A 24247-nucleotide genomic window follows, 5' to 3' on the forward strand; every position below is an offset into this window, starting at 1 on the left:
CGGGGGAATGCTGCACAAGCGGGCACACTTGAAGGAGCTGCACCGCTTGCTCAACTTGTTGGTACAAGCTGATGCAGTGATGCTGCACCCACGGACCGTGAGTCGTCAAGCGATTGGGGTCAACATGTACCAACAAGTTGAGCGAGTGCGTCATGATGGGCGCATGAATAAGCAGCCGAAGTACCGGCAGGTGGCCGACGCACTGCGTCGCGAGATCGACAACGGGACCTATCCGCCGGGGTCGCGGCTGCCCTCCGAGAGCGACCTCTCAACCCGCTTCGACGCATCCCGCAACACTGTGCGGTCGGGGCTAAGCCTGCTGGTCACGCAAGGGTTGATCTCGTCCAGTCAAGGGCTCGGCTACGAGGTGACCAAGCATGAGGTGTTCGAGCTGAACGCCTCCCGGTTCGAGAATCTGAGCTTCCCGCAGAACGGGGACGCGTACAGCACCGATGTCACGAACGCGGGGCGTCGGCCGCATCAGACGTTCCGGGTGGAGTTGCAACCCGCACCTGCCTACGTCGCGGAACGGCTGCTGATCACCGCTGGCTCCACAACTGTTCTGCGGCATTGCCATCGATTCGTAGACGACGTGCCGTGGTCGACGCAAGCAACGCACTATCCCGAGTGGCTCGTAAAAAGGGGGCCGCGCCTTACCGAGCCGGGCGATATCGCGGAGGGTACGACTCGCTACCTCACCTCCCTCGGTATCACGCAGATCGGGTACTTCGACGAGATCGCAACCCGCATGCCGACGCCTGAAGAGGCGCGACTGCTGGAGATCGGTGCAGGCGTTCCTGTCCTGCTGTGGACGCGTACCGGCTACTCCGATGAATGCCCGATCCGGTGCACCATCACGACGTTCCGGGGCGACCTGAACCGGATGAACTACGAGATCGGCGACCTGTCCGCCCGAAGCGAGAGCGAGCCTCGGTGAAGATCACGCCCGCTCAGCCGTCCGACCTGCCCAAGCTGCTCGCCTTCCGAGAGGAGGCGGCTGCTTGGCTGCAGGGCCTTGGCTCCGATCAATGGAGCCGCCCGTACCCGGCGGACCGGCTGTTGGCCACCATCGAAACCGGAACCGTCTTCATGCTGCGCGATCAGGAGACGACGGCTGCAACGATCACCCTGACTTCTGAGGCAGAGGATGGGCTCTGGACGGACGCGGAACTGAGTGAACCGTCGATGTTCGTCAATAAGCTCACGGTGGCTCGCACGCATGCCGGACAGGACATTGGTGGCAGGCTCCTTGATTGGGCGGGCGACCGGGCCCACCAGGCGGGGGCGAAATGGCTGCGGCTCGACGCGTGGACAACGAATCACGAACTTCAGCAGTACTACCTGCGCCACGGATTCGCGCACGTGAGGACCGTCACGGAAGGCGGCGCCGTAAACGGTGGGCCCCGTGTGTCAGGGTGGCTCGCCCAGCGTGCGACGCAGCCGGTCCGGCACGAATTCGCGGATGAAACCCCTGCTCCGACGCCGGTATCGCTCGCTGACTGACAATCCCTGCGGGGCCGTCCACGGGCCGTCCAAGGGCGCCCAACGGCAACCATCAACGACCAACGATGACCGCTCCCCCGCTGGTCAGAGCTATCACAGATCACGAACTCTGAGGTGGCGCGTACGGGACATCAGTTCTTCGACATCTGAGCGGCTGAGCCGGGTGACCCCGGCGGGAGCCTTGGAAACGAACGGTGAGGGCCGCCACCCCGGCTGGGGTGGCGGCCCTCGGCCGTAGCACCGGCCACGCGTCCGTGCAGGGCCGCTGAGGACGCGGATGCCTGAGGGGACGAAGCGAAGCGGCGGGCGGAGCGCTGCGCCACGGGGGAACGCACACCGCTCCGGCCGCCGCCGAGGGGACGCGCCAGGCCGTGGGCCCGCCCCCGTGAGCCACTGTGCCGGTGAGCACTCGAGAGACGCTCGTCGGTCGCTGGAAGGCTGACGCCGCGTCGGCTTCCGTCCTCCACCTTCCTTCGAGGGCGCCCTACTAACCTCGCCGCCGGGCCCGGGCGCACACCGCCCGGAAGAGGGCGATGGGCAGGTGGGCAACATGGGACGGGTGCCGAACTGGGTGCGGCGGGTGGGGAAGGACCTGGGGGCCGGTCTGGTCGCCGTGGGCCAGTTCCTCGGCGCGTACACCCCACCGGAGTGCTACGGCCTCGGACCGGTGGCAGGGACGGCGGCCGACGACGGCACGCCGGTGCCGGGTCATCCCGAGCGTCTGGTCCCGGTCTCGGAATGGTCCGGGCCGGAGCGGGCGACGTGCCGTCGGCTGGAAGACATGTGGGAGCGTGAAGACCCGGGTACGGCGATCAGCACGCCGCGATCACGACGGCCGAAGCCACATCCGCGTCGTGGGTGAGCGACAGATGCCATGAGGTGATGCCGTGCCGGGCCGCCGCGGCCTCGACGGTGCCGCGGACGTGCAGGACGGGGCGGCCCCCCGGACCGGTACGGACCTCGGTGTCGTGCCAGCGGAGCCCGCCGGGCGCCCCGAGCGCCTTGGCCAGCGCCTCCTTGGCTGCGAACCGCGCCGCAAGAGAGGCCGTGCCGCGCGGGGCACCCGAGGGGAGAGACCGTTCGGCCGGGGTGAAGAGCCGATCGGCCAGGCCCGGGTTGCCTTCCAGTGCCTGGCCGAACCGGTCGATGGCCGCCACGTCTATCCCGACGCCGACGATCGAGGGCGACCGGGCAGGAGGCGGCTGAGCCGGATACGGACCGACGAGCGGGTACGGCAGGAGCCAGACCAGCCACTGGCCGATGCCCGTCAGGAAGTTGTCGAACGGACCCAGTGCGGAGGTGTCGTCGCTTCGCATGTCGGCAGGCTGTCACCGCCTGCTCGACGGCCGCTCGAAGATCTCGCGAGCCGGGCCCGACGGGGTCCGGGCGTCGGGCCGCCCCGGGTCCGGTGCGTCCGGCACCCCGGTCGGTCCTGGGGCCGGTTCGTGTCCGGTTCTGACGGGGCGGGCCCCTGGGTGCGCCCGCTGACGGCCTCCCCCACTTCCTGTCGTGGAGGGGAGGCCGTCAGCCCTTCCGCGTGTCGCCCGGGCGCTCAGCGGCCACCGGCTTCCCCGGGCCTCCAGGGCCCCCCGGGCCACGCGCCTCCAGCCGGACGTCCTTCAGCATCAGCGCGAGTATCAGACCGAGCACCAGCACGGGCACGGCCGACAGGAAGACCGTGGACAGCGCCCCGCTGTAGACGTCGGCCACCGCCGCGACGGTCTGCGGATCGAGGGCTTCGGTCTGTTGCGACTCCCATGTGCCCCCCACGACCCGGTCCGCCACGTCCGGGGGCAGTTGCCGTACGGCTTCTGTGGCCAGCCGCGCGTTGAGCAGCGAACCGAACACCGTGGCACCGAAGGCCACGCCGATGTTGCGGGCGAGCCCGACCGTGGAGGTACTGACCCCGATGTGCTGCCGGGACGCCGTGCTCTGGGCGACGAGAGTGGTCACCTGCGACGAGAGGCCGACACCGATACCCATGACGGCGAGCAGCGCGCTGACCGTTGCGGCTCCGGTATCCGCGGAGGTCAGGGCCATGAATCCGGCTGCCACCGCGGCGAGGCCGGTGCTGGCCACCGGGAACCACTTGTAGCGTCCGGTCTTCGCGATCACCTGCCCGGCCACCACCGTCGCCACGGCCATGCCGATCATCGCGGGCAGGAAGAGCAGCCCGGTGCGGGTGGCGCTGACACCCTCGACCGTCTGGAAGAGCAACGGTACGAAGTTGACACAGCCGAAGAAGGCGAAGCTGACGGCGAACGCCACGACCACGCAGATGGTGAACGTCCGGTCGGCGAACAGCGTCAGTGGTACGACGGGCTCCTCGGTACGCCGTTCATGGCGCAGCCACAACGCGCCCAGCAGCACGGCGCCCGCTCCGAGCGCGATGACCGCCGTGTGACCCCAGCCGTAGCGCCCGGCCAGGTCGGTCACCAGGACCAGGCAGACGATGACCCCGGCCAGGAGCGCCGTCCCGCCGTAGTCGATACGGGGCCGGGCCGCGCCGCGGTTGTCGCGAGGGAGCAGGGTCCGGATACCGGCCATGGCGAGAAGGCCGAGGGGCAGGTTGATGTAGAAGATCCAGCGCCAGCCGAACTGGTCGGTCAGGAAGCCGCCGGCCAACGGCCCCGCGAGGTTGGCGATGACCATGACCCCGGCGAACCACCCCTGGTACTTGGCGCGTTGGCGGGGAGGCATCAGATCGCCGAGCACGGAGAACGCGCTGACCTGGAGCCCCCCGCCGCCCAGACCCTGGAGCGCGCGGAACGCGATCAGCTGGCCCATCGAGTCGGCCGCGCCGCAGGCCGCAGACCCGGCCAGGAAGATCACAACGGCAGACAGATAGACCACCCGGCGGCCGAAGAGGTCACCGAGCTTCCCGTAGACGGGCATGGCCACGCTGAAGGTCAGCATGTACGCCGTGAAGGTCCAGCTGTAGAGGTTCAGGGCGCCCAGATCCGAGGTAAGACTCGGACCCGCGGTGGCGACGATCGACTGGTCGAGCATCGACATCGCGCTGGTCAGCAGCAGGGCGGCAAGGAGCAGAGGGAAGCGGGGCGGGAGCGGGGGCGCAGTGGTGGTCGGCGGTCCTTGCGGACGGCCTGATCCGGCGTCGGTCATCGAGTCCTCCTCAGGCCACACATAAAGGTACTTGGCAAGTGTATGCCACTAGCATATAAATGTCTCGCATAGCTCAGCGTCCGGGCCTTCGGGGGATGGAGGTCTGACAGACCGTGCCCTGTCGCTGCCCCGTCGAGTACCGCTCCAGCAGAAGTCAAGTAATCGACCTCACGCTCACGAAGTGCATCAGGCCGTATCGACGATGCAAACCAACGGGAGGGCCAGTGCTGCAGATCGGCTTACTTGGAACCCTGCAAGTCGTCCACGCCGGCGTGCATGTCACGCCATCCGCACCAAAGGTCCGACAAGTTCTGGCCTTGCTGGCCCTGCGGGCCAACACGACGGTCCCGCTGCACCAGCTCGTCGAGGAGCTCTGGGAGGAGCACCCACCGTCCAGCGCGGCCACGACGCTGCAGACGTACATCTACCAGCTGCGCAAATTGCCGGGGCTCTGCGATCCGCAGCTCACCGGACTCGCCGTGGGCTCCCGAACCCTCCTGACCACACCGGGCGGCTATCGGCTTTCCGTGCCGTCGGACTGCCTCGACGCCCAGGAGTTCGGCGAACTCGCAGCGCGCGGGCGGAAGTCGATGGAAAGAGGGTCCGTGGCCGAGGCCGCCGATCTGCTGCAGCGGGCACTCACCGTCTGGCGAGGGCCTGCCCTCAGCGATCTGGCTCCCGGCCCGATCGTCGGCATCGACGCGCTGCGGCTCGAGGAACAGCGCTACGAGGTACTGGAGGAGCGCATCAACGCCGACCTGCTCCTGGGCCGGCACCACCGGCTCATCAGCGAGTTGACGGCGCTGGCCGCGGACAATCCCACGCGTGAGGGACTGCATGCCAAGCTCATGCTCTCGCTCTACCGGGCGGGCCGGCGGCCGGAGGCGCTGGAGGTGTTCCAGCGCATTCGCCGGGTGCTCACCCGGGAGCTGGGCCTGGAACCCTGCTCGGAACTCCAGAGGCTGCACCAGCAGGTGCTGGCCGGCGACCACGGGCTCGACCTCCCCGGCGGTCAGACATCCGTCCACGGCGCACCGGTGGGCGGGCCACCGGTCACGCTGCCGCCGGACGTCTCGCTGGTGGGCCGGGAGGACGAACTGCGGCACGTCGGCAGGATGCTGTCGGAACCGGGGGGGACCGAAGGCCCGCGGTGTGTCGCCGTGTCGGGCGCGCCCGGTGCGGGTACCACGGCCTTCACCGTCCATCTCGCCCACCGGCTGGCGGATTCCTTCCCCGACGGCCGGCTGTACGTGTCGTTCGGGAACCCGGCGGACCCGCTGACCACCGACGAGGTGCTCGCGAGCCTTCTCGAGGCGATCGGCCACCGGCGCAGTGATCTGCCACCGCACTGCGCCGACCGCGCCCGGATGTTCAGCGCCTGGACTGCCGGCCGCCGGGTGCTGCTGGTCATCGACGACGTGGCGGCCACCGACCAGGTCACCGATCTCCTGCCCGCCGACGCCGGTTCCGCTGTGCTCGTCGCGGGCTACCGGCGTTTGTACGGCAGTCAGTTCAAGGCGCGGGCGGACCTTCCGCCACTGGAGACAAAGCTTTCGTCGGAACTGTTCCAGGGCACGCTCGGCAGGGACCGCGCACCGGGCGATGTTCCCGGCCTCCGCACGATGCTCGCCCTCTGCGGCGATCTGCCCGGCCCGATGCTCGAGGCCGTGGCCCTACTGGCGCTGCGGCCGCACTGGTCGATCCGGCAGCTGGTCGACTGGCTGAGCCGGGACCGGCCGACCTTTGTCGACCACCAACGACCCCACCCCTTCCACTACGTCGTCCGGCGCTGCGGCAGACTCGAGTCCCGGCTCCGGGATGCACTGTCCAAGCTGGCCTGGGAGTCCACCGGCGACCTGACGGTGGAGCAGGCGGCGTCCATCCTCGGAAGGGACGCGGACGAGGCCGAGGAACTCCTCGAGGAACTTGTCGAGTTCTACCTCCTCGACGTCGACATGGCCAGCGATCCGACCACGGAGCGGTTCTTCCAGTACCGCCTGCCTCCGCTGGTTCGCACGGCGCTGCGCGCGATGCAGCAGGTACGCACCTGCGTCTGACCGTACGTACGTCAGGGGGCGCCCTTCGGGGCGCCCCCTGAAGCGTTGTACCGCCCTGCCCGTCGCGCTCACAGTTCCAGGCAGTCCCCGAGCCCCTGGAGCCAGGTGTTGACCTGGAGCACCATCTCGATGTTCATGCGGTGCAGCCAGTCCTGGGCCTGGTCGTCGCCTTCCCGGACGATCACGCGACGGGCCGCGGCCACGTCCAGCATCGGCAGTACCGGCGAGCCCGGGTCCGCCAGCACTTCGGCGAGTTCCTGGTGGAGGGCCTTGGTGTAGGTCGCGTCCTGGCTCACCGGGAAAGGCGCCTTGGGCCGGTCGAGTACCTTCTCCGGCAGCAGGTCGCTCGCGGCCGCCCGCAGCAGGCTCTTCTCCCGGCCGTCATAGGTCTTCATCGCCCAGGGGATGTTGTAGGCGTACTGGACGAGCCGGTGGTCACAGAACGGCACCCGCACCTCGAGACCCGAGATCATGCTGAGCCGGTCGTTGCGCTCCAGCAGCCGGGGCAGCCAGTGGGTCAGATGAAGGTGGCAGATCTCGCGGGCACGGCGTTCCTCGTCACCCTCACCGGGCAGCCGGGGTATCTCCGCCATCGCCTGCGCGTACCGCTCCGCGTAGTACGAACCCATGTCCAGACGGGACTTGAAGGCCGGCGAGAGGAGTCCCTGCCCCAGGCCCGCGCGGGTCCCGGGGTGCCACTGCTCGAAGGCGACCCACGGGAACTGCTCCTCGTCGGCCAGGTCGGGGATGTGCACCCAGCTGTAACCACCGAATATCTCGTCGGCACTCTCCCCCGTCAGCGCCACCTTGGAGTGCCGGTGCGCGCCCGCGAAAGCCTGGTACGTCGAGGTGTCCATGTCCCCGAAAGGAGCGGGGACGTCCTGGGCGCGCAGCACGGTGCGTCGCGCGACCGGGTCGATCAGGTCCGCGGTGCTGAGCTCGATCTCCCGGTGGTCGGCGCCGATGTGGTCGGCGACGGCCTGGGCGTACGGGGAGTCGGGCGCGCTGCGCACCAGGTCGGCCTGGAAGTTGTCGCTGTAGCCGCTGTAGGTGACGGTCGTGGTGCGGACCGGTCCCGCCCCCTCGGCGGCCAGCGCGCGGGCCGCGAGCGCCGCTACGGTGCTGGAGTCCAGACCTCCGGAGAGCATCACGCTCAGGGGGACGTCGGAGACGAGCTCCCGCGCCACGCTGCTCTCCAGCAGCTCGCGCACGGTGCCGATGGTCTCCTTCAGACCGTGCTCGTGCGGCCGCGCCTCCAACTGCCAGTACCGGCGCAGGGTCACCTCGCCGCCGGGACCCTGGACGAGCGTGTGTCCCGGCGGCAGGTCGCGGATGTCGCGGTAGACGCTCTCGCCGGGGGCCCGCGCCATGGAGAAGAGCACGCGCAAGCCGTCGAGATCGACCACCGGACGGACGGCGGGGTGGTCGAGGATCACCTTGGGTTCGGAGCCGAAGACCAGCCCCTCGGGGGTTTGCGCGTAGGAGAGCGGCTTGATGCCGAAGCGGTCGCGGGCCAGGAACAGCGTGCGCCTGCGCGGGTCCCAGATGGCGAAGGCGAACATGCCCTCCAGGCGCTCGACACAGTGCTCGCCCCACTCCAGATAGGAACGGAGCACCACCTCGGTGTCGCTGCGGGTGCGAAACCGGTGGCCGCGACCGGTCAGCTCCGCCCGCAGCTCACGGAAGTTGTAGATCTCGCCGCAGTAGGTCAGGGTCGCCGCCGGTTCCTCTCCCTCCTCCGCGGCCATGGGCTGGCGGCCACCTGCCAGGTCGATGACCGCCATTCTGGTGTGGACGAGCGTCGCGTGCCGGTCCGTCCAGATGCCCTGGTCGTCGGGGCCCCGGCAGGCCATCGTGCGTGCCATGGAGTCGGCGACTTCGGGGTCGTCCCAGGGCCGGCCGTTCTCGTGGACGGCCCAGCCTGCGATGCCGCACATACGGGATCTCCTTCCGTGACCTGCGGGTGCCTCGGGGGCTCAAGATCTCCCGGTGCCCTCGAAGCGGGCTGGAGGGGTGCTGGACCGGCACCCCCGCATCACGCCCGACGGGCGTCCTTGCGGCATGCCGGGATCAGCACCGCGCCGACCGCCAAATGCAGGCAGACCAACGTGGTCCGGTTGCCCGCCGTCAGGTTCTCGGAGAACAGCGGCGCGAAGAGAGAGAGCACGACGACCGCCGAGGCGATGGCCGTCCACACGGTGCGGGCACGGGCGGTCAGCCGTTCCAGAAGGGCCAGCAGGCCCCATCCGACGAGGGAGACCACGGCCACCGAGATGATCACGACGGGGAGGGCGAGCTCGCTGGTACTGGTGGAACCGGGGCCGTCCGGGACCCTCAGCTCGATGTCGAAGACATTGCTCGCGGCGATCCAGATCAGCGCGTCGAGTAACACGACTCCCACGACGGCGAGGGCTCGGGTGCGCGTCGGACTGCCGGTACGAGTGGTGGGGGACGCTGACATTTCCTTCTCCTTCGGTCAAAAATGCTCGAAGTGGATGGCGCAGTGGACACGGCACACGGATACTGTGCATTAAACATATACATGAGGTTCGCATATAATGGTCTCACACCCAGAAATGCGCGGTCCAGTCGTATGCAAGTAACCTCGAAGGGTGAAAGGCATGAACACCATCGAGACGAAAGCCCGGAATCGGGACGATGAGGCACCGGTCGACGAGGCCGTGCTGACCGCCGTCGAGACGGCGATGATCCGCATCCGCCGCCGGCAGGCCCGGCGCAGCCTTGCCAGACCCGTCATGAAGGGCATGGCGGAGCCGGTGGACCTCCATACGCTCGCGGTCGTCGACGCCGTCGACGAGGGCACGAGCGAGAGCGGCCAGGACGTCACGGTGGGGTTCGTGGCCGACCGGCTCGCCATCGACCCCTCACGGGCCAGTCGCATCGTCGCCGACGCGGTCCGGTCCGGCTTCGTGCGCCGCGTGGCCTCGCAGGAGGACGGCCGACGCAGTTGCCTGGAGCTCACCGCCCTGGGGGAGGAGGCCGTGGCCGCGGCGCACCGCACCCGACAGAACTTCTACTCCCATGTGCTCGACGGCTGGGACCAGGACGAGCAGCAGGAGTTCGCGCGGCTGCTCACCAAGTTCGTCCACTCCCTGGACGGCGCCAGCCGCGGCTGACGTTGTCCGGGCAGCGCCTCACCGCCCGCCGCCGAGTCCTTCGTCCACCCGCCTTCGAGTGACCTTCGAGCCCGCCCAGCGAGGCTGATCGCGCCAGAACCCCGCACATCGACGGCGCGTCGAAGCCCCGCTGCCGCGGGACGTCCGCGCCTTGTTCCGAAGGAGGCGCGACGGTGAGTACGACAGACCAGACGGACCGACGACAGATCACCAAGGCGGGGGGCGATCGCCGCCCGTCGGTGCGGACGCTCCGTCCGGCCGACGGCGCGGCTCCGACCGGACGGCCCCCGACCGCCATCGGCTGGGCCTACGTCATGGTGATCGTGGCGACGCTCGCCGCGATCGCCAGCAACGTCTTCGAGATCGCCCACCAGGTCGAGACCGGCGTCGCAGGCGCCGCGACCACCGGCGACCTCGCCCTGACCATCGCCTTCTGTGCGCTGTTCGGTTTCTTCGCCGAGATGCTCAGAGCCGGCCGCCAGTGGGGCCGGGTGCTGCTCACGGTGTTCACGTCGCTGGGCATCGTCTTCACCGGCCTCGGCCTCGCCGGGCTCGGTGGACGGCCGCTGGTCGGACTGCTGCAGGGAAGTCTGGCAGTGGTGAGCCTGGTGGCCTCCGTCGTCGGTCTGGTCCTGCTCTTCGCCCCGTCCGCGAACCGGTGGATGGCGGCGGTGCGCACACAGAGCCGTACGATCCCGCAGCGGCTGCGCAAGGCCGTCCTGACCGCCCATGTGGCCATTTCGGTCGGCTGGTTGGGGCTGGTGACCGGGATGTTCGCCATGTCGTTGGCCGGTGTCACCACGGGCAGTACCGAACAGCAGGCCGCGATGTACCGCACCATGTCGTTGCTGGACGAGATCTTTCTCGGCATGACCAGCATGTTCGCGCTCATCACCGGCATCGTCGTCGGCGCGGGCACCAAGTGGGGCCTGCTGCAGCGCACGTGGGTGGCGGTCAAGTTCTTCCTGACCATGGGCGTCATGCTGCTCGGGTTCTCCGTCATCCACCAGCTGATCCTCAGGGCCAATGAGCTGGTCGACGCCGGCGCGCCGGTACGCGGAGGCGAACTGGACACCGTCGGATGGTCCATGACCGCTTCCGCCGCCGTGGCGTTGGGATCGCTGGTGTTCATGACGGCCGTGTCCACGTACAAGCCCTGGAACAGGACCCGCTGGGGAAAGCGGCCCGCACCCGGGCGGACGTCGTGAACCGCCCTATTCCGCCGCGCCGTTGACGACCGCGACACCTGCGGCGATCACGCGCCGCCCGTGAAACACAGCGCCCGGTGCCCCGCCCCACCGCCTCCGGGCCCTCCCGTACGCCAGGAAAGGACAAGCATGACCGCCATCCGGGACACAGAAGTCCTGCGTCACAGCCGTCTGTTGGGGGTCGGCACCTACCGGCCCGAACGATCGGTCCCCAATACCGAGGTCGCTGAGCGGACCGGTCTCGACCCGGACTGGATCGAGCGCCGCTCGGGCATCCGCTCGCGCCGTTACGCCTCCCCGGCCGAAACACTCCCGGCGATGGCGACAGCCGCGGCTGAGAAGGCGCTCGCCGCCGCGGGCATCCGTGCCGACCAGCTCGGCACGGTCATCGTCGCCACCATCACCTCGATGGAACAGATGCCCGCCGTCGCGGTCGAGGTCGCACACCGGCTGGGCGCCGGGCAGGCCGCCGCGTTCGACATCTCGGCGGCGTGCGCGGGATTCTGCCACGGCGTGGCCCTGGCGAGCGATCAGGTGCGGATGGGACGTTCCGACTATGTCCTGGTCATCGGCGCGGAGCGGATGACCGACATCCTCGACCACGAGGACCGCGACACCGCCTTCCTCTTCGCCGACGGCGCCGGTGCCGTGGTCGTCGGCCCCTCTCAGGAGCCCGGCATCGGCCCGGTGGTCTGGCGTGCGGACGGTTCGCGCAACGCGGCGCTGAAGATGACAGCGCCCTGGCACGACGGGACCGGTACACGGCCGCAGGCGCGGCCCGCCATCACCATGTCGGGCTGGAGGGTCTACCGCTGGGCGACGAACGAACTGGTGCCCGCCACCCGACGCATGCTGGAGCTGTCCGGCGTCACCGTGGACGAGCTCGACGCCTTCATCCCGCACCAGGCCAACATGCTCATCACCGACTTCGTGACCGAGCAGCTCGGTCTGACCGAACGCACCGCGATCGCCCGGGACATCATCACCAGCGGCAACAGCTCGGCGGCTTCCATCCCGCTGGCCATGGAGGAGCTGCTGGCCGGCGGCAAGGCGCCCAGCGGCGGTCTTGCCCTGCTGGTCGGCTTCGGGGCCGGACTGGTCTACGCGGGCCAGGTGGTCCGTCTCCCCTGAGGCTCTGCCGCCCCTCGCGCCGAAGCGGGCTCCCGGCTGTCCACGACGGGCCGGGTGCCCGCTTCCTTCATGTCCGCGTTCCCCGAGCCGCCCAGGCCCCCGGCCCCTGGTCCGACGCACGACGCACCCGCGCCCGGCCCCGCGCCCGCGTCGCCGCCGCCTCCTCCTTCCGGAAGGTGCCGGCCCCGTGGCCGGAGCCTGCTCCACACGCCCGTGCCCCGCACATGCGGACGGCCGTGCTGTGAAGAGCGGGGCTCTTCACAGCACGGCCGTCGTCGCGCCGGCGGTCGCGGGGTCAGTACGCCGCGGACACCTCGAACAGCGCGAAGGGGCGCTGTCGTTCGCCGTCCTGGAACTGCCTCAGCGGTGAGGTCGTCCCCCGGTGCGCCGAGCCGGACTCCCAGTCCTGAAACGCGGTCAGGCTCTCCCACTCGCTCAGCACCGCGAAGGCCTCCGGGTCGGTGACCTCGCGCAGCAACTCGTTGCCCAGCAGGCCCGGTGTGCCCGCCAGGTCCTTGCTGATCCGGTGATACGCGTCCTCCACGGCCGGGACATCCGCCTCGACGGCCCGCAGGTACAGCAGGACCCGGACCGAAGCCCCGCTCATCACGCCACCTCCACCAGGTGCATCATCGCCAGCGAGCCACCGGTCCGGTACGGGTGCAGCTTCTCGCGGTGCGCGATGTGCTCCGGGCTGCTCTCGAACGCCAGGAAGGAGTCCTTGTCCGTCCAGTCGCTGGCCACGTAGTAGACGGATTCCTCCCGCGCGCTGCGCGCCAGGGTGTGGCCCAGGTTCGCGGACTGTGCGGTGACCTCCTTGCTGCCCTCGGCCCAGACCCGCTCGAAGTCGGGTTCCATACCGGGCTTGACCTGCACGGTCAGCAGGACGCGGAAGGCTCCCACCCGCTCCGCGGCCATCTCAGACACCTCCGTCGACGTGCAGGGTCTCGCCGTTGACGTACGTGGACAGGTCGCTGGCCAGGAAGAGGACGGCGCCGGCGATCTCGTCGGGGCGCCCGAAGCGGCCCAGCGCCATCATCCGCAGGTAGCGTTCGTTGTACGCGGCCCGCTGCTCGTCGGTCAGCTCGTCCGGCTCGGAGGTGTCGATGACGCCCGGCGCCACGACGTTGAACCGGATGCCCGTGCCGCCCAGTTCCTTGCACAGCGTCCGGGTGAGCCCGACCAGACCCGCCTTGGACGCGGTGTAGTGACCGCGCAGCGGGATGCCTGCCATGGCGCCGCGCGAACCGATGTTGATCACCGACGAACCCTCGCGCAGCAGCGGGAGCGCCTTGCTGATGACCATGAAGGGGCCGGTGAGGTTGGTGGTGACGACCCGCTCCCACTCCTCGAACGGCAGCTGGGCGAACGGGATCTGGCTGATCACACCAGCGTTGTTGACCAGGATGTCCAGGGTCTCGAATCGTGTGCGGCACTCCTGGAGCACCGACTCCACGCCTTCCGCCGTGCCCACGTCCGCCCGGACGACGGCGTGGTCACCGCCCAGCTCCTTGAGTTCGCGGGCAAGACTGTCGGCCGCCTCCCCCTCGCTCCGGTAGCAGGTCACCACCGTGGCACCGGCCTGGGCCAGGGCCAGCACGGTGGCCCGGCCGATCCCGCGCGTGCCGCCGGTGACCAGCGCGTTCTTGCCCACCAGTCGCAGTTCCATGCGTATCTCCGTCTTCTCGGGTCGGGTCAATGTGCGGAACAGGTCTGTTCAGAGGCCGACGGCGACCGGGCGGCACTCCAGGACCGCCCAGCGCCCGGGGACCGGGTCGTTCACCAGCTCGAAGCCCGCGGACGCGAGCAGCGCACGCCACTGGTCCTCGTCGCGCTCGCGACCGCCGAAGCGGATCAGCATGTCCAGGTCGAGCAGCTTGCCGCGGTCCCATTGGTTGGCCGGGCCCACCAGAAACTCGCAGATCAGCAGCCGCCCGTCGGGGTTGTCGCCGAGCGCCTCGCGCACCCGGCCGAGGATCGCGGCCGCGCGTTCGTCGTCCCAGTCGTGCAGAACGGCCTTGAGTACATAGGCGTCGCGGCCCTTCGGCAGTTCCTGGAAGAAGTCACCGGGGACGACCTCGACGCGTTCGGCGACCCCCGCCTCGCCGAGCAGCTTGGGCGCCTCCTCCACCACGGCGGGGCGGTCGATGAGCGTGCCGTGGCTCTCCGGGTGCCGCTTCAGTACCTCGGAGAGGAAGAAGCCGCGTCCGCCGCCGACGTCGGCGATGCGGGTGAACCGGCCGAAGTCGTAGCCTTCGAGCAGCATCCTGGCGGTGGCCCGGCTCATGCCGGTCATCGCGCGGTCGAACAGGGCGCTCGCCTCCGGGTTCTCCTCCAGGTGCTCGAAGAAGCCGTGTCCGTAGGCGTCCTCGAAGGCGGGCTGCCCGGTCCGTACGGTGTGCATCAGCGAGCCGTACGAGCGCCAGAGCATCTCGGTGCCGTTGTAGAGCACCATGTCCCGTTGGCTGCCGGGGACATCCGAGCGCAGGACCTGGCCGATCTCCGTCAGCGTGTACCGGCCGTCCTCCTGTTCCTCGAAGATCCCGAATGCGGCGGCCACCCTCAGCACACGTCCCAGCGAATCGGCATGGGTGCGGGTGCGCGAGGCCAGTTCGGGCACCGCGAGCGGACCGTCGGCCAGCTCGTCGGCTATGCCCAGCTCGGCGACCACATGCAGCACCCGGGATATCCGTTTGCCGTCCGTCAGCAGCAAGAGCCTTACGTGGGGCGGCAGCGCGGCGGTCATCGCCGGGCCGACCACACCGGTCATGGGGTCCACACGTTCTCCTAGGCCGGGGGTGGGTGATGAAATGACGATGCGTCAGATAAGCATTGCGGCGGCACTGACGTTGGCCACCAGAGCGGTGACGGCCAGCGCGCCCCGCACGCGGTTCCAGCGGATCCAGCGCTCGCGGGGGTCGAGCCGCTCGAAGTCCGCGGGCAGTTGCTGCGGATCGAGCGTCGCGAGCCACCGGTTGATCGGCACGTTCTTGGTGAGCGAGACCGTGATGGCACAGGCCAGCAGCAGGGCGGCCAGCGCCGACAGCAGCCGTACACGGGTGTCCTCTGTCGCGATCACCAGAACCAGATCGCACAGCAGGCAGCTGAGCAATGAGATCGGCATGAACGGGTCGAAGCGCGTGACCAGACCCTTGTGCACCGGGACGTACATCCCGGTGGGCAGCGTGGTGAACAGGGGGGCGGCGAGCACCGAGATCGCCAGCCCGCCGGCCGCCAGACCGCCGGCGAACAGTGCCATGGGCATCAGTATCCGGACCAGCTCAGCCACGATTCACCCTCTCGATCTGCCGCCGCCCGATCCGGCGGACCGTTGCGTCGACTGTCGGAGCCGTTGGTCGAAAGGGACTCGAAGACGGCTCGATGGCCAACGGCGCGACTGCGGAAGATCTCCGCGCGTCCGGCCGTCGAGCGCCCCTCCACAGCGAATCGAGCAGTTCACGGCACGGTGACGGATACACCACACCATCGACCGGGAGTCGTGATGCTTGAGGAAGTGCTGAGCGGGATCGTGCTGAGCGGGACGGGGACCGTCACCGGCATCTTCGTCGCCGTCGCGGTCAGCGTGGGTCCCGCCATGTCGGCCATGGGACGGGCCGATTACCTGCGTGCCCACGCCCTGCTGGGAAAGGGCTACCACCCGTTGATGCCGATCCTGGTCAACGTCGTGACCCTCAGCGGGTTCGCCCTCGCCTGGCTCGCCGGGCCGCCGGGCAACATCCTGTTCCCGCTTGCGTCGGTGCTGCTCATCGGGGTGCAGGCGGTCTCGCATCTCGGCAACGTCCCGATCAACCGCTCCCTGAGCACTCTCGCCGCCGACGGTCCCTGGTCCGATCCGCGGCCGCTCTGGCGTGCCTGGCACCGCCTGCGTACGGGGCTTGCCGCAGTCGCCCTGGCCGCCGACACCGTCGCGGTACTCGCCACCCGCTGATTGAGGAGGAACCGCCATGCCACTGGACGCCGTCACCTATCGCGTCGTTCCGGGTCACGAGGAGGAGCTCACCGAGGTCTTCTCGCCACACAACTTCACCCGGGTCGACTCCCCCGTGATCAAGGACAGCTCGGGGGAGACCATCGGGATGCTGCTCGGAACCGGCCTGTTCGTCCAGGGGGACACCATGGTCCGGGTGATCCACCACGACGGCGCCGGCGCCGCGCAGATCGCCCGGCACATGTCGGTGCAGAAAGGAGTGCACGAAGCGGAGCGAGCGATCCTGCCGTATCTCGCCGAACGGCGGGATACCGAGACCCCCGAGGGCTTCAGGGAGCACTTTCACCGCAGCCTGATGACCGTACTGGAGCAGCACAGCCCCGACGAGCGCCCCGCCGCCGGCACGGTCGCCCTGCGGTATCCGCTGCGGAGGGGGGCCGGGGCGGAACTGTCCGCGGCCCGCGCCACAGCGAATCGGCGGGCCTCGCTGCGGCTGTCCGAGGAACACCCGACAATCGTCCGTACGGCCCTCTTCCTGCACAACGACACCCTGGTGCGGGTCGTGCAGTACGACGGCCACCCGTACGACGTCGTCGGCTATCTGACGGATCGCTGCTTCGGCGACGACGCCGAGGCGTGGCTCGTTCCCTATCTGGACGGGACGGAACGGCCCGGTCACCCGGACGCCTATCTGGCCCTCGTCCACCAGCAGGCGATGCTCTCGATCGCCCACATGTCCGTCCTGGGAGTCGACTGACGCCCGCCACGGGGCATCGTCCGCGTGCTCGAACCGGTCGGCACCTGTCGACCGCTCTGCCCGCCGGACACCAGGAAGCCGCCGCCGCGCCTCTCGGTGCGGCGGCGGCTTCGTCGGATCACCGGGTCAGATCTCCGGGTGGTCGAACCACTCGCCCAGCTTGGTGCCCATGAACGGGCTGCCGCGGAGCTTCAGCTTCCCGGTCAGGAAGGCCTTTGCGCCCGGCAGCTTGCCGACACCCATCGCCATCATGTCGGGGAACTTGATCCCGATGGTGATGTCGGGGTTCTCGTGCAGGCCCTTGTCGGTGCGGCACGTGTCGTTCTCGACGTGCACGTAATGGAGCTTCTTGCCGTCGGCGGATGCTATGTCGAACTGGAAGACACCCTTCTGCCCCTTCGCCTTGTCCGGATTGAACTCCGACACCAGCAGATCGAAGATCAGTGTCAGGGCGGCGTCCAGCCCGCCTTCGCGCTGCGCTACCGCGGCTTCCAGTTCCTTGGGCGGGGTCGACTCGACCAGTTCGACGAGCTCGGTCACCTGTTCCTGCTGCACACTCATCCGTTCCTCCCGGATTCTAGGCTTCGGCCGTGACGGCCGGTGTCAGTTCGCCGATCACTTCGAGCAGCTGCATCTCCCCGCCGGCCCGGATCGCCCAGAGCCGCTTGAGGTAGGCCTGCTGTTCCGGGCTCTGCTCGAAGGCCCGGAAGGACGGTTCGTCCGTCCAGTCGGTCAGCACGGTGTAGCTGCCGCTCTCCGAGGTCTGGCGCAGCAGTTGCTGTCCGTGATTGTCCGAAAAGCGGCTGACGGTCTCGGCGTGGGCGCGCCACAGCTCCTCGAACTCCGCCTCGTGTCCTTCGGTGATACGGATCCGCAGCAGCACCCGCAGCCCGGGCTTCACCGGTTCACCGCCGGCCGGCCCGCCGCCGCCTTCTCCACCAGTTCCTTGATCCTGAGCATTTCCCGGCGCGTGTTGGTGTTCAGTCGCTCCGTCATCTCCTTGTCGCCGAAGGGCAGCCCGGACCTGACCGCGAACTCCTGGCGCCAGCGCATTTCCACCCCCGCGTCGGTCTGGGCGTAGGTCCACAGGAGATTCATGAACTCGAAGGGGCCGGTCTCGATGCGCCGTGCCCGCACGGTCCGCCGGACCGGGTCCGGAGTACGCTCGGAGACCCAGTGCCAGACCGCTCCGTCCTCATCGGGGTGCAGGGTGAGCCGGAAGGTGATGGTCGCGCCCTCACGGCCGAGGATCTCCGCCTTGGCGTACTCGGAGAACAGCTCGGGCCAGGACTCCACATCGTTGGTCATGTCCCACACCAGCTCCATGGGAGCGGCGATGACGATCGCGTTGTCGGTGGCAGCCATGTCAGACCGCCGCCAGGCCCGCGTTGACGTAGTCGATCACGGCCTTCGGGGAGTCCATCTCCTCGATGGCCTCGTCCGGTATCTGCAGGTTGTACTCGCGCTGGATCTGGCTGGCGATCTCCAGCACCGCGAGCGAGTCGTACCCGATCTCGGTGAACGAGGTGGCGAGGTCGGCCTCGGTGAGCTCCATGCCGTCGAGCTCGCCGGTGCACCGGCTCATGATCGCCTTGAGATCCTCGAAGCTGATGCTGTTCATCTGTTCCTCCTGGGGACGTGAAAAAGGGGAGCCGGACGGGTCGTGCGAGCGGTGCCGGCTGTCAGACGGATCTGAGGACCACGGCGGCGTTGAAGCCCCCGTAGCCACGCGCGAGGACCAGGGCGGTCCGCAGACCGGCCTCACGTGGACGATCGGTGACCAGGTCGAGGCGGTACACCGGGTCGGGACGGGCGTTGACCGAGGGTGGGATCACCTGGTCCCGGAGGGCCAGCACCGCGGCGGCCACATCCAGTGCCGCGCCACCCGCGTAGAGCCGGCCGGTCATCGTCTTGGGGACGGAGACCGGCACGCCGCCCGGGCCGAACACCGCGTTGATCGCCTCGGCCTCCTGACGGTCGAGTTCGGGCAGGCCGTGACCGTCCGCGAAGACCACGTCGATCTCGGCGGGCGTCGTTCCGGCGTCGGCCAGGGCCAGTTCGGCAGCGCGCAGCAGGCCGGGCGGGCGCCCGGAACCCGGGCGCGGGTCGAAGGTCGCCGCGTACCCCGCGATCTCGCCGTAGATCCGTTCGGCTCCCCGGGCACGTGCCTCGTCGTGGCTCTCCACGACGAGGATCGCCCCGCCCTCCCCCGGCACATAGCCGCTCGCCGCACGGTCGAAGGGCACGTACGCCCGGCCGCTCCGCGGCTCCTCGCTGAGCCGTCCGGTGGAGAGCTGGCAGACCAGTCCGTACGGGGACAAGGAGGCGTCGGTGCCGCCGGACAGCACCAGCCGGGTGCCCTTGGCGAGAACACGCCTGGCCTGCGCCAGGACGTCCAGGCCGCCGGCCTGCTCGGAGCACAGCACACCGCAGGGGCCACGCATGCCGTGCCGGATGGACAGCTGTCCCGTGGTGGCCGCGTAGAACCAGGCGATGGACATGTAGGCCCCCACGGCCTGCGGTCCCTCGCTGTAGAGCTTCTGCAGCTCGCGCTGGCCGAACTCGACGCCGCCGGAGGAATTCGCGGTGATGACGGCCATGTCGAGGTCGGTCATCGCGTCCGGGTCCACCACGGCGTCCGCCAGGGCCTCGTTCGTGGCCGCGAAGGCGTACTGCGTCATGGCATCGGTCTCACTGACCAGCCGTGGTGGCGCGTGGTCGGCCGCTTCGAAGCCGGTGGCCTCGCCGGCGATCCGCACCGGGTAGCGGGCGGGGTCGAACCGGCTGATCCGGCCGAGGCCCGACTTTCCGTCCAGCGTCGCCTGCCACCATGCCTCGCGGTCCAGGCCGTTGGGCGCGACCACGCCCACGCCGGTGATGACGGGTGCGCTCGCGCTCATGCGATCCTCCTCGGTGAGGTGAGCACCACCGCGCTCTGGAACCCGCCGAAGCCGCTGCCCACGCTGAGGACGACGTCGAGATCGGCCTCGCGTGCCGTGCCCGGCACGTAGTCGAGGTCGCACTCGGGGTCGGGCTCCTCGTAGTTGGCGGTGGGTGGGATCGTGCCGCGGTCGATCGCCAGCGCGCTCGCGGCGATCTCGATCGAGCCGATCGAGCCGAGCGAGTGCCCGACCATCGACTTGATGGAACTCACCGGGATCCGGTACGCGTGCTCACCGAGGCTGCGCTTGTACGCGGCGGTCTCGTGCCGGTCGTTCTGCTTGGTGCCCGAGCCGTGAGCGTTGGCGTAGTCGATCTCGTGTGGATTGATCCGGGCCTCGTCGAGCGCGGCGGTGATCGCCTCACCCATCTCCCGCCCGTCCGGCCGCAGTCCGGTCATGTGGTAACCGTTGGCGCGGGCCGAGTAGCCCGCGACCTCGCAATAGATCCGCGCGCCGCGGCGACGCGCGTGCTCCAGCTCCTCGATCACGAACACGGCCGAGCCCTCGCCCAGCACCAGCCCGTTGCGCCGCCTGTCGAACGGGCGGCAGGCGTGTTCGGGATCGTCGTTGCTCGTGGAGGAGGCGCGCAGGGTGTCGAAGCAGGAGACGGTGATCGGGTAGATCGGCGCGTCCGTGGCGCCCGCCACCATCACCTCCGCCGAGCCCTCACGGATCAGGTCCACCGCATAGCCGACCGCGTCGATGCCGGCGCAGCAGCCGGAGCTGACCACGGTCGCCGGGCCCTCGGCGCCGGCGGCCCAGGCCACCTCGGTCGCCAGCGAGCTCGACATCACGTACGAGTAGAGGTGCGGAGCCATGTAGCCGGGATCGACCAGCCACTGGCGGCCGTTGTCGCTGACCGTGCGGTACTCCTGCTCCATGGAGATGGCGTTGCCGACGCCGTTGCCGACGCTGACGCCGATCCGGTGCGGGTCCTGTGCGCCGAGGTCGATGCCGCTGTCGGCGACCGCCTCCCGGGTGGCGACGATCGCGAATTGCCCGGCCCGGTCGGTGCGCCGGATCTCCTGGAAGGACAGCCCGTTCTGCTCGGGGTCGAAGTCGCACTCCGCCCCGATCCGGCTGCGGAAGGGCGTCGGGTCGAAGAGGGTGATGCGCCGGGTCGCGGTCTGGCCCTTGACGATCATCTCCCAGAACGCCTCGCGGCCCGGCCGGCCGGGGGCGACGACACCGATACCGGTGATCACCGCGCGTGCGGTCATCGCACGTCCCCCACTTCGGGCAGGGTGCCTTCTCCCGGCAGCGGCTCGCAGTCCACGTGGCCGAGTTCGGGGCGCGGGGCGAGAGGGCTGAGGAAGAAGGCGACGAACGCCTGTTCGGCGCCGGGGTTCTCGATGCGGTGCCGCACGCCGATCGGGACCATGAATGACTCGCCCGGCTCCAGCACCACCTCCCGGCCCTCGACTCGCAGCAGGACACGCCCGCGGATGGCGTGAAAGAACTCCTCGGAGTAGGGGTGGTAGTGCTCGGAGACGAACTCTCCGGGCTCCAACGTGCCCACGCCCATGAAACCCGAGGTCGCTCCACAGGTCTTGGGACTCAGCAGGACACGCAGATCGCCACCGCGCTTACGGTTCGGCGGCACATCGTCCATGGCGACCTTGGTCAGGTCGGAGGTCTGCATAGGTGCTCCACAGGTGGGGAGGGAAAGCCGGGGACGGGGTGCGGCGGACTCAGGGTGTCCAGCTGTAGAAGGGCTCGGCCATGGAGTCCTTCGGCTCGCGCCACGACGGGTCGTAAGGCGTCATGAACTCCTGCAGCCGGGTGTTGATGTCCTGGTAGAGCTGGTGGTCGCGGGACCTGTAGAGGCTGGCGTCGATGGGCGCCTGGGCCTCGACCAGGTGGAAGTACAGGCCACGGAAGCGGAACAGCGTGCGTCGCTGGACTCCGATCATGTGCGGCAGTTCGGTGGCGTCGGACTCGGCGAAGAGCGCGGCCACCTTGTCCGCGTCGTCGTGATCCATCCGCGCGACGATGAGAGTGCGGTGCGCCATGGGGACTCCTTCACGGATATCGCCGGGAGCGGCCCGGCAGGTCGGGCAGTCGGGGTGCCTGTGAGCGGACGGGCACCCAGCCCGTGAGCGGACGGACGTCGTGCCCGCAAGCGGTCGGGCACCTGTCCGAAAGCGATGCTGGTCCTGTGGGCTTGAGCCCTCGTCCAGCTCAACTCGACCTCACATTCGTGCCGTTCTGTGGCGGAGTGACAGCGCCGTCGCAGCGGCCGCTACGGCGAATCCCGCCAGATACGTCCAGAGCGGCAGGACACCCACGAGGTGCGACAACTGGCCTCCGAGACCCGCACCCAGAGCCGCACCGAGGTAGAAGAGGCCCATCATCCGGCTGTTGTGACCCTCGGGGGTCGATTCCGCGGTGACGCTCAGCCCCACCGGGCCGAAGACGAGCTCGCCGCACGTCATGCACAGGAAGGCGCCCAGCAGCCAGAACGCGGACACCGGCATGCCCCCGTCGGACGCGAACCGGGCCGCGACGGCGAGTACGGCGAATCCGCCACCGGCGCACAGCAGTCCGGCGGAAAATTTTCCGGCCACTCCCACGCGGGCACCGATCCGCAACCACAGCCATGCGAAGAGCGGGGCCAGGAGCAGCAGGAAGAGCGGGTGGGCCGACTGGAACCAGCTGGCGGGCACGGTATGGCCGGCGACCTGACGGTTTGTGTGCTCCCGCGCGAACAGGCTGAACACCGACCCCAGTTGCCCGTACATCGCCCAGAACACCACCGAAGGAACGAAGACGCGTCGGTAGCCGCGGATCCGCTGCCGCGCGGCCTCGTCCAGCTCCGCGCCGCGCAGCAGTCGTCTGAAGTACCAGACAGGCGCGGCAAGGGACGCCAGCCCGCACAGGGCCAGTACCGGCCTCAGCGGCAGGCCGCCCGCGGCCGCGAGGCCACCGCCGAGGACCACCGCGGCCGCCAGGGCGGCCCAGCCGTGGCGGATCAGGCGGCGCAGCGCGTCGGGGGGCAGCGGGCGGCTGGGGCCGGTGGCCGTTCCACGCAGTGACGAGGCCCCGTGCATGTACTGCAGGACGCCGAAGGCCATGCCGACCGCCGCGGCGCCGAATCCCAGGTGCCAGTCGACCCGCTCGCCCAGTGCACCCGTGACCAGCGGACCGATCAGGGCGCTGACCTGGATGCTCATGTAGAAGAGCGAGAAGGCCGCCTGCCGCCTGCTGCTGCTCGCGCCCGGGTTCATCTGGTCGAACATCACGGGAAGGTTGGGCTTGAGCAGCCCGGTGCCGCAGGCCACCAGGAACAGCCCGGGATAGAAGGTGGCGTGCGCGGGCACGGCCATGGAGAGGTGACCGGCCATGATGATCAGAGCCCCGCAGAGCATCGCCCGGTGAGTGCCCAGCACCCGGTCGCCGAGCCAGCCGCCGGGCATGGCGGCCAGGAACGATGCGGAGATGTAGAGGCCGAAGAGCGCACCGGCCGTGCCGTCGGACAGCCCGAGACCGCCTTCCGCGGCCGGTGCCGTCGCGTAGAGGAAGAGCAGCGCCTGCATGCCGTAGAAGCTGAAACGCTCCCACATGTCGGTCATGAACAGGGTGCTGAACCAGCGTTCACGGAACATCGACCGGAGCGGCCGTCCAGGATCGTCCAGCGGCGCGACCGGGGTCGTGGCAGTGCTGCTGTCGGCGGTCATGACGCTCTCCTCACAGCGATATCCCACCGTCGATCTGCACCACTTGGCCGGTGATGTAGTCGGCGCCGTCGGAGAGCAGGAACGCGACCAGTTCGGCGACGGACTCGGCACTTCCGAAGCGGCCCATGGAGATCTTTCCGAGGGCGGCCTCCCGGGCCTTGGGCGTCATCCCGTCGAGCATGTCGGTGTCGATGAACCCCGGCGCCACGGCGTTCACCCGCACCCCGTACGGGGCGACCTCCTTCGCCAGCGCGCGGGTGAGCCCGTTCAAACCGCCTTTCGCGGCCGCGTAGTTGGTCTGGCCGGCGTTTCCGTAGACGCCGATGACGGACGACACGTTCACCAGCGCGCCGGACCTGCGAGTGATCAGACCGCGCATGACGGCACGGCAGACGTTGAACGTGCCGTCGAGGCTCGTCCCGACGACGGCCTGCCAGTCCTTCGCGGCCATCAGTGCCATCGGGCGGTCGCGCAGCACACCGGCGGAGTTGACCACCGCGTACACCGGCGCAAGCTTCTCCTCCACCTCACCGACGAAGGCGCGCACGGCATCGGCGTCGGTGACGTCACAGACCGCGTGATGAGCCCTGCCGCCGGCCTCGTCGATCAGCCGTACCGTCTCCAGCGCGGCTTCGTCCGCGGACCGCGAGCAGAATCCGACGTCGTACCCCGACTGTGCCAACCGAACCGCCACCGCGCGCCCGATGCCCCGCGATCCGCCGGTGACCAGCGCACTGCGCCTCTTGCGCATCTCGTGTCTCCT

Annotated in this window: 28 protein-coding genes; 9 read left to right on the forward strand and 19 right to left on the reverse strand. The window is 69.3% G+C overall.

What is annotated here, in order from left to right; genetic code table 11:
- Positions 1-163 precede the first annotated feature (163 nt).
- The 3 genes from GA0115254_RS25150 (at position 164) to GA0115254_RS47760 (ending at position 2365) form a co-directional block, all read left to right on the forward strand.
- A complete protein-coding gene (locus tag GA0115254_RS25150; RefSeq protein WP_093897557.1) occupies positions 164-937 on the forward strand; it encodes a GntR family transcriptional regulator in 774 nt (257 codons plus the stop codon).
- A complete protein-coding gene (locus GA0115254_RS25155; RefSeq protein ID WP_093897558.1) occupies positions 934-1503 on the forward strand; it encodes a GNAT family N-acetyltransferase in 570 nt (189 codons plus the stop codon). Before GA0115254_RS25150 ends, GA0115254_RS25155 begins: the two co-directional genes overlap by 4 nt.
- 550 nt (positions 1504-2053) lie before the next feature.
- On the forward strand, positions 2054-2365 hold the full coding sequence (locus tag GA0115254_RS47760; protein WP_370740939.1) for a DUF6059 family protein: 312 nt from the start codon (positions 2054-2056) through the stop codon (positions 2363-2365).
- Here GA0115254_RS47760 and GA0115254_RS25160 read toward each other — a convergent pair.
- Together GA0115254_RS25160 and GA0115254_RS25165 are read right to left on the reverse strand one after the other, a co-directional pair.
- Entirely contained in the window at positions 2316-2681 is a 366-nt protein-coding gene (locus tag GA0115254_RS25160; RefSeq protein ID WP_256102771.1) for a holo-ACP synthase, read from the reverse strand. The genes GA0115254_RS47760 and GA0115254_RS25160 overlap by 50 nt on opposite strands.
- Before the next feature lie 346 nt (positions 2682-3027).
- Positions 3028-4626: an MDR family MFS transporter gene (locus GA0115254_RS25165; RefSeq protein ID WP_093897560.1), complete on the reverse strand. Its 1599-nt coding sequence runs from the start codon at positions 4624-4626 to the stop codon at positions 3028-3030.
- Positions 4627-4898: 272 nt separating this feature from the next.
- Here GA0115254_RS25165 and GA0115254_RS47235 point away from each other — a divergent pair, with 272 nt between their 5' ends.
- On the forward strand, positions 4899-6683 hold the full coding sequence (locus GA0115254_RS47235) for an AfsR/SARP family transcriptional regulator (protein WP_305137709.1): 1785 nt from the start codon (positions 4899-4901) through the stop codon (positions 6681-6683).
- A 68-nt stretch (positions 6684-6751) separates the two neighbouring features.
- Here the strand turns inward: GA0115254_RS47235 and asnB are convergent, their stop codons facing one another.
- Positions 6752-8620, reverse strand: a complete 1869-nt coding sequence (gene asnB / locus GA0115254_RS25175; RefSeq protein WP_093897562.1) for an asparagine synthase (glutamine-hydrolyzing) — start codon at positions 8618-8620, stop codon at positions 6752-6754.
- A 98-nt stretch (positions 8621-8718) separates the two neighbouring features.
- Complete coding sequence (locus tag GA0115254_RS25180; protein WP_093897563.1) at positions 8719-9144, reverse strand: DUF6069 family protein; 426 nt, start codon at positions 9142-9144, stop codon at positions 8719-8721.
- A 160-nt stretch (positions 9145-9304) separates the two neighbouring features.
- On the opposite strand from GA0115254_RS25180, the gene GA0115254_RS25185 reads away from it, so the two are divergent.
- The 3 genes from GA0115254_RS25185 (at position 9305) to GA0115254_RS25195 (ending at position 12159) form a co-directional block, all read left to right on the forward strand.
- Entirely contained in the window at positions 9305-9820 is a 516-nt protein-coding gene (locus GA0115254_RS25185; RefSeq protein ID WP_093897564.1) for a MarR family winged helix-turn-helix transcriptional regulator, read from the forward strand.
- A 173-nt stretch (positions 9821-9993) separates the two neighbouring features.
- Positions 9994-11028, forward strand: coding sequence for a hypothetical protein (locus GA0115254_RS25190; RefSeq protein ID WP_256102760.1), 1035 nt, complete (start codon positions 9994-9996; stop codon positions 11026-11028).
- A gap of 129 nt (positions 11029-11157) precedes the next feature.
- A complete protein-coding gene (locus GA0115254_RS25195; protein WP_093897565.1) occupies positions 11158-12159 on the forward strand; it encodes a beta-ketoacyl-ACP synthase 3 in 1002 nt (333 codons plus the stop codon).
- A gap of 295 nt (positions 12160-12454) precedes the next feature.
- Here the strand turns inward: GA0115254_RS25195 and GA0115254_RS25200 are convergent, their stop codons facing one another.
- Genes GA0115254_RS25200 through GA0115254_RS25220 form a run of 5 tightly spaced genes read right to left on the reverse strand, consistent with a single transcriptional unit; the run spans position 12455 to position 15418 of the window.
- Entirely contained in the window at positions 12455-12766 is a 312-nt protein-coding gene (locus tag GA0115254_RS25200) for an antibiotic biosynthesis monooxygenase family protein (protein ID WP_093897566.1), read from the reverse strand.
- The gene (locus GA0115254_RS25205; protein ID WP_176740278.1) at positions 12766-13077 is read right to left on the reverse strand and encodes an antibiotic biosynthesis monooxygenase family protein; all 312 of its coding nucleotides are present in this window, start codon (positions 13075-13077) and stop codon (positions 12766-12768) included. The genes GA0115254_RS25200 and GA0115254_RS25205 overlap by 1 nt, the downstream gene beginning before the upstream one ends.
- A gap of 1 nt (position 13078) precedes the next feature.
- A complete protein-coding gene (locus GA0115254_RS25210; RefSeq protein ID WP_093897567.1) occupies positions 13079-13828 on the reverse strand; it encodes an SDR family NAD(P)-dependent oxidoreductase in 750 nt (249 codons plus the stop codon).
- A 48-nt stretch (positions 13829-13876) separates the two neighbouring features.
- Positions 13877-14929 carry a methyltransferase gene (locus GA0115254_RS25215; RefSeq protein ID WP_093897724.1) on the reverse strand — a complete coding sequence of 351 codons (1053 nt, stop codon included), beginning with the start codon at positions 14927-14929 and terminating at the stop codon, positions 13877-13879.
- Positions 14930-14980: 51 nt separating this feature from the next.
- On the reverse strand, positions 14981-15418 hold the full coding sequence (locus GA0115254_RS25220) for an anthrone oxygenase family protein (RefSeq protein WP_256102761.1): 438 nt from the start codon (positions 15416-15418) through the stop codon (positions 14981-14983).
- Between the two features lie 243 nt (positions 15419-15661).
- On the opposite strand from GA0115254_RS25220, the gene GA0115254_RS25225 reads away from it, so the two are divergent.
- The gene (locus tag GA0115254_RS25225) at positions 15662-16108 is read left to right on the forward strand and encodes an anthrone oxygenase family protein (RefSeq protein WP_093897568.1); all 447 of its coding nucleotides are present in this window, start codon (positions 15662-15664) and stop codon (positions 16106-16108) included.
- Positions 16109-16124: 16 nt separating this feature from the next.
- Entirely contained in the window at positions 16125-16865 is a 741-nt protein-coding gene (locus GA0115254_RS25230; protein ID WP_093897569.1) for a SchA/CurD-like domain-containing protein, read from the forward strand.
- Between the two features lie 126 nt (positions 16866-16991).
- Here the strand turns inward: GA0115254_RS25230 and GA0115254_RS25235 are convergent, their stop codons facing one another.
- From GA0115254_RS25235 to fabG, 10 genes are all read right to left on the reverse strand, one after another.
- Complete coding sequence (locus GA0115254_RS25235; RefSeq protein WP_093897570.1) at positions 16992-17426, reverse strand: SCP2 sterol-binding domain-containing protein; 435 nt, start codon at positions 17424-17426, stop codon at positions 16992-16994.
- A gap of 16 nt (positions 17427-17442) precedes the next feature.
- Positions 17443-17766, reverse strand: coding sequence for an antibiotic biosynthesis monooxygenase family protein (locus GA0115254_RS25240; protein ID WP_256102762.1), 324 nt, complete (start codon positions 17764-17766; stop codon positions 17443-17445).
- Entirely contained in the window at positions 17763-18230 is a 468-nt protein-coding gene (locus GA0115254_RS25245; RefSeq protein WP_093897571.1) for an SRPBCC family protein, read from the reverse strand. The genes GA0115254_RS25240 and GA0115254_RS25245 overlap by 4 nt, the downstream gene beginning before the upstream one ends.
- Position 18231: 1 nt before the next feature.
- On the reverse strand, positions 18232-18486 hold the full coding sequence (locus GA0115254_RS25250; RefSeq protein WP_093897572.1) for an acyl carrier protein: 255 nt from the start codon (positions 18484-18486) through the stop codon (positions 18232-18234).
- 61 nt (positions 18487-18547) lie between these two features.
- Positions 18548-19765: a ketosynthase chain-length factor gene (locus tag GA0115254_RS25255; protein WP_093897573.1), complete on the reverse strand. Its 1218-nt coding sequence runs from the start codon at positions 19763-19765 to the stop codon at positions 18548-18550.
- Positions 19762-21027 (reverse strand): beta-ketoacyl-[acyl-carrier-protein] synthase family protein, encoded by a 1266-nt coding sequence (locus tag GA0115254_RS25260; RefSeq protein WP_093897574.1) that lies wholly within the window; start codon positions 21025-21027, stop codon positions 19762-19764. The genes GA0115254_RS25255 and GA0115254_RS25260 overlap by 4 nt, the downstream gene beginning before the upstream one ends.
- Positions 21024-21449 carry a cupin domain-containing protein gene (locus GA0115254_RS25265; protein WP_093897575.1) on the reverse strand — a complete coding sequence of 142 codons (426 nt, stop codon included), beginning with the start codon at positions 21447-21449 and terminating at the stop codon, positions 21024-21026. The genes GA0115254_RS25260 and GA0115254_RS25265 overlap by 4 nt, the downstream gene beginning before the upstream one ends.
- Before the next feature lie 49 nt (positions 21450-21498).
- Positions 21499-21819: a TcmI family type II polyketide cyclase gene (locus GA0115254_RS25270; RefSeq protein ID WP_093897576.1), complete on the reverse strand. Its 321-nt coding sequence runs from the start codon at positions 21817-21819 to the stop codon at positions 21499-21501.
- Between the two features lie 180 nt (positions 21820-21999).
- Positions 22000-23484, reverse strand: coding sequence for a peptide MFS transporter (locus tag GA0115254_RS25275; protein ID WP_093897577.1), 1485 nt, complete (start codon positions 23482-23484; stop codon positions 22000-22002).
- A gap of 10 nt (positions 23485-23494) precedes the next feature.
- Positions 23495-24235: a 3-oxoacyl-ACP reductase FabG gene (gene fabG / locus GA0115254_RS25280; RefSeq protein ID WP_093897578.1), complete on the reverse strand. Its 741-nt coding sequence runs from the start codon at positions 24233-24235 to the stop codon at positions 23495-23497.
- Positions 24236-24247: the final 12 nt, after the last annotated feature.

The sequence above is a fragment of the Streptomyces sp. Ncost-T10-10d genome, from assembly GCF_900091955.1.
GTDB lineage: Bacteria > Actinomycetota > Actinomycetes > Streptomycetales > Streptomycetaceae > Streptomyces.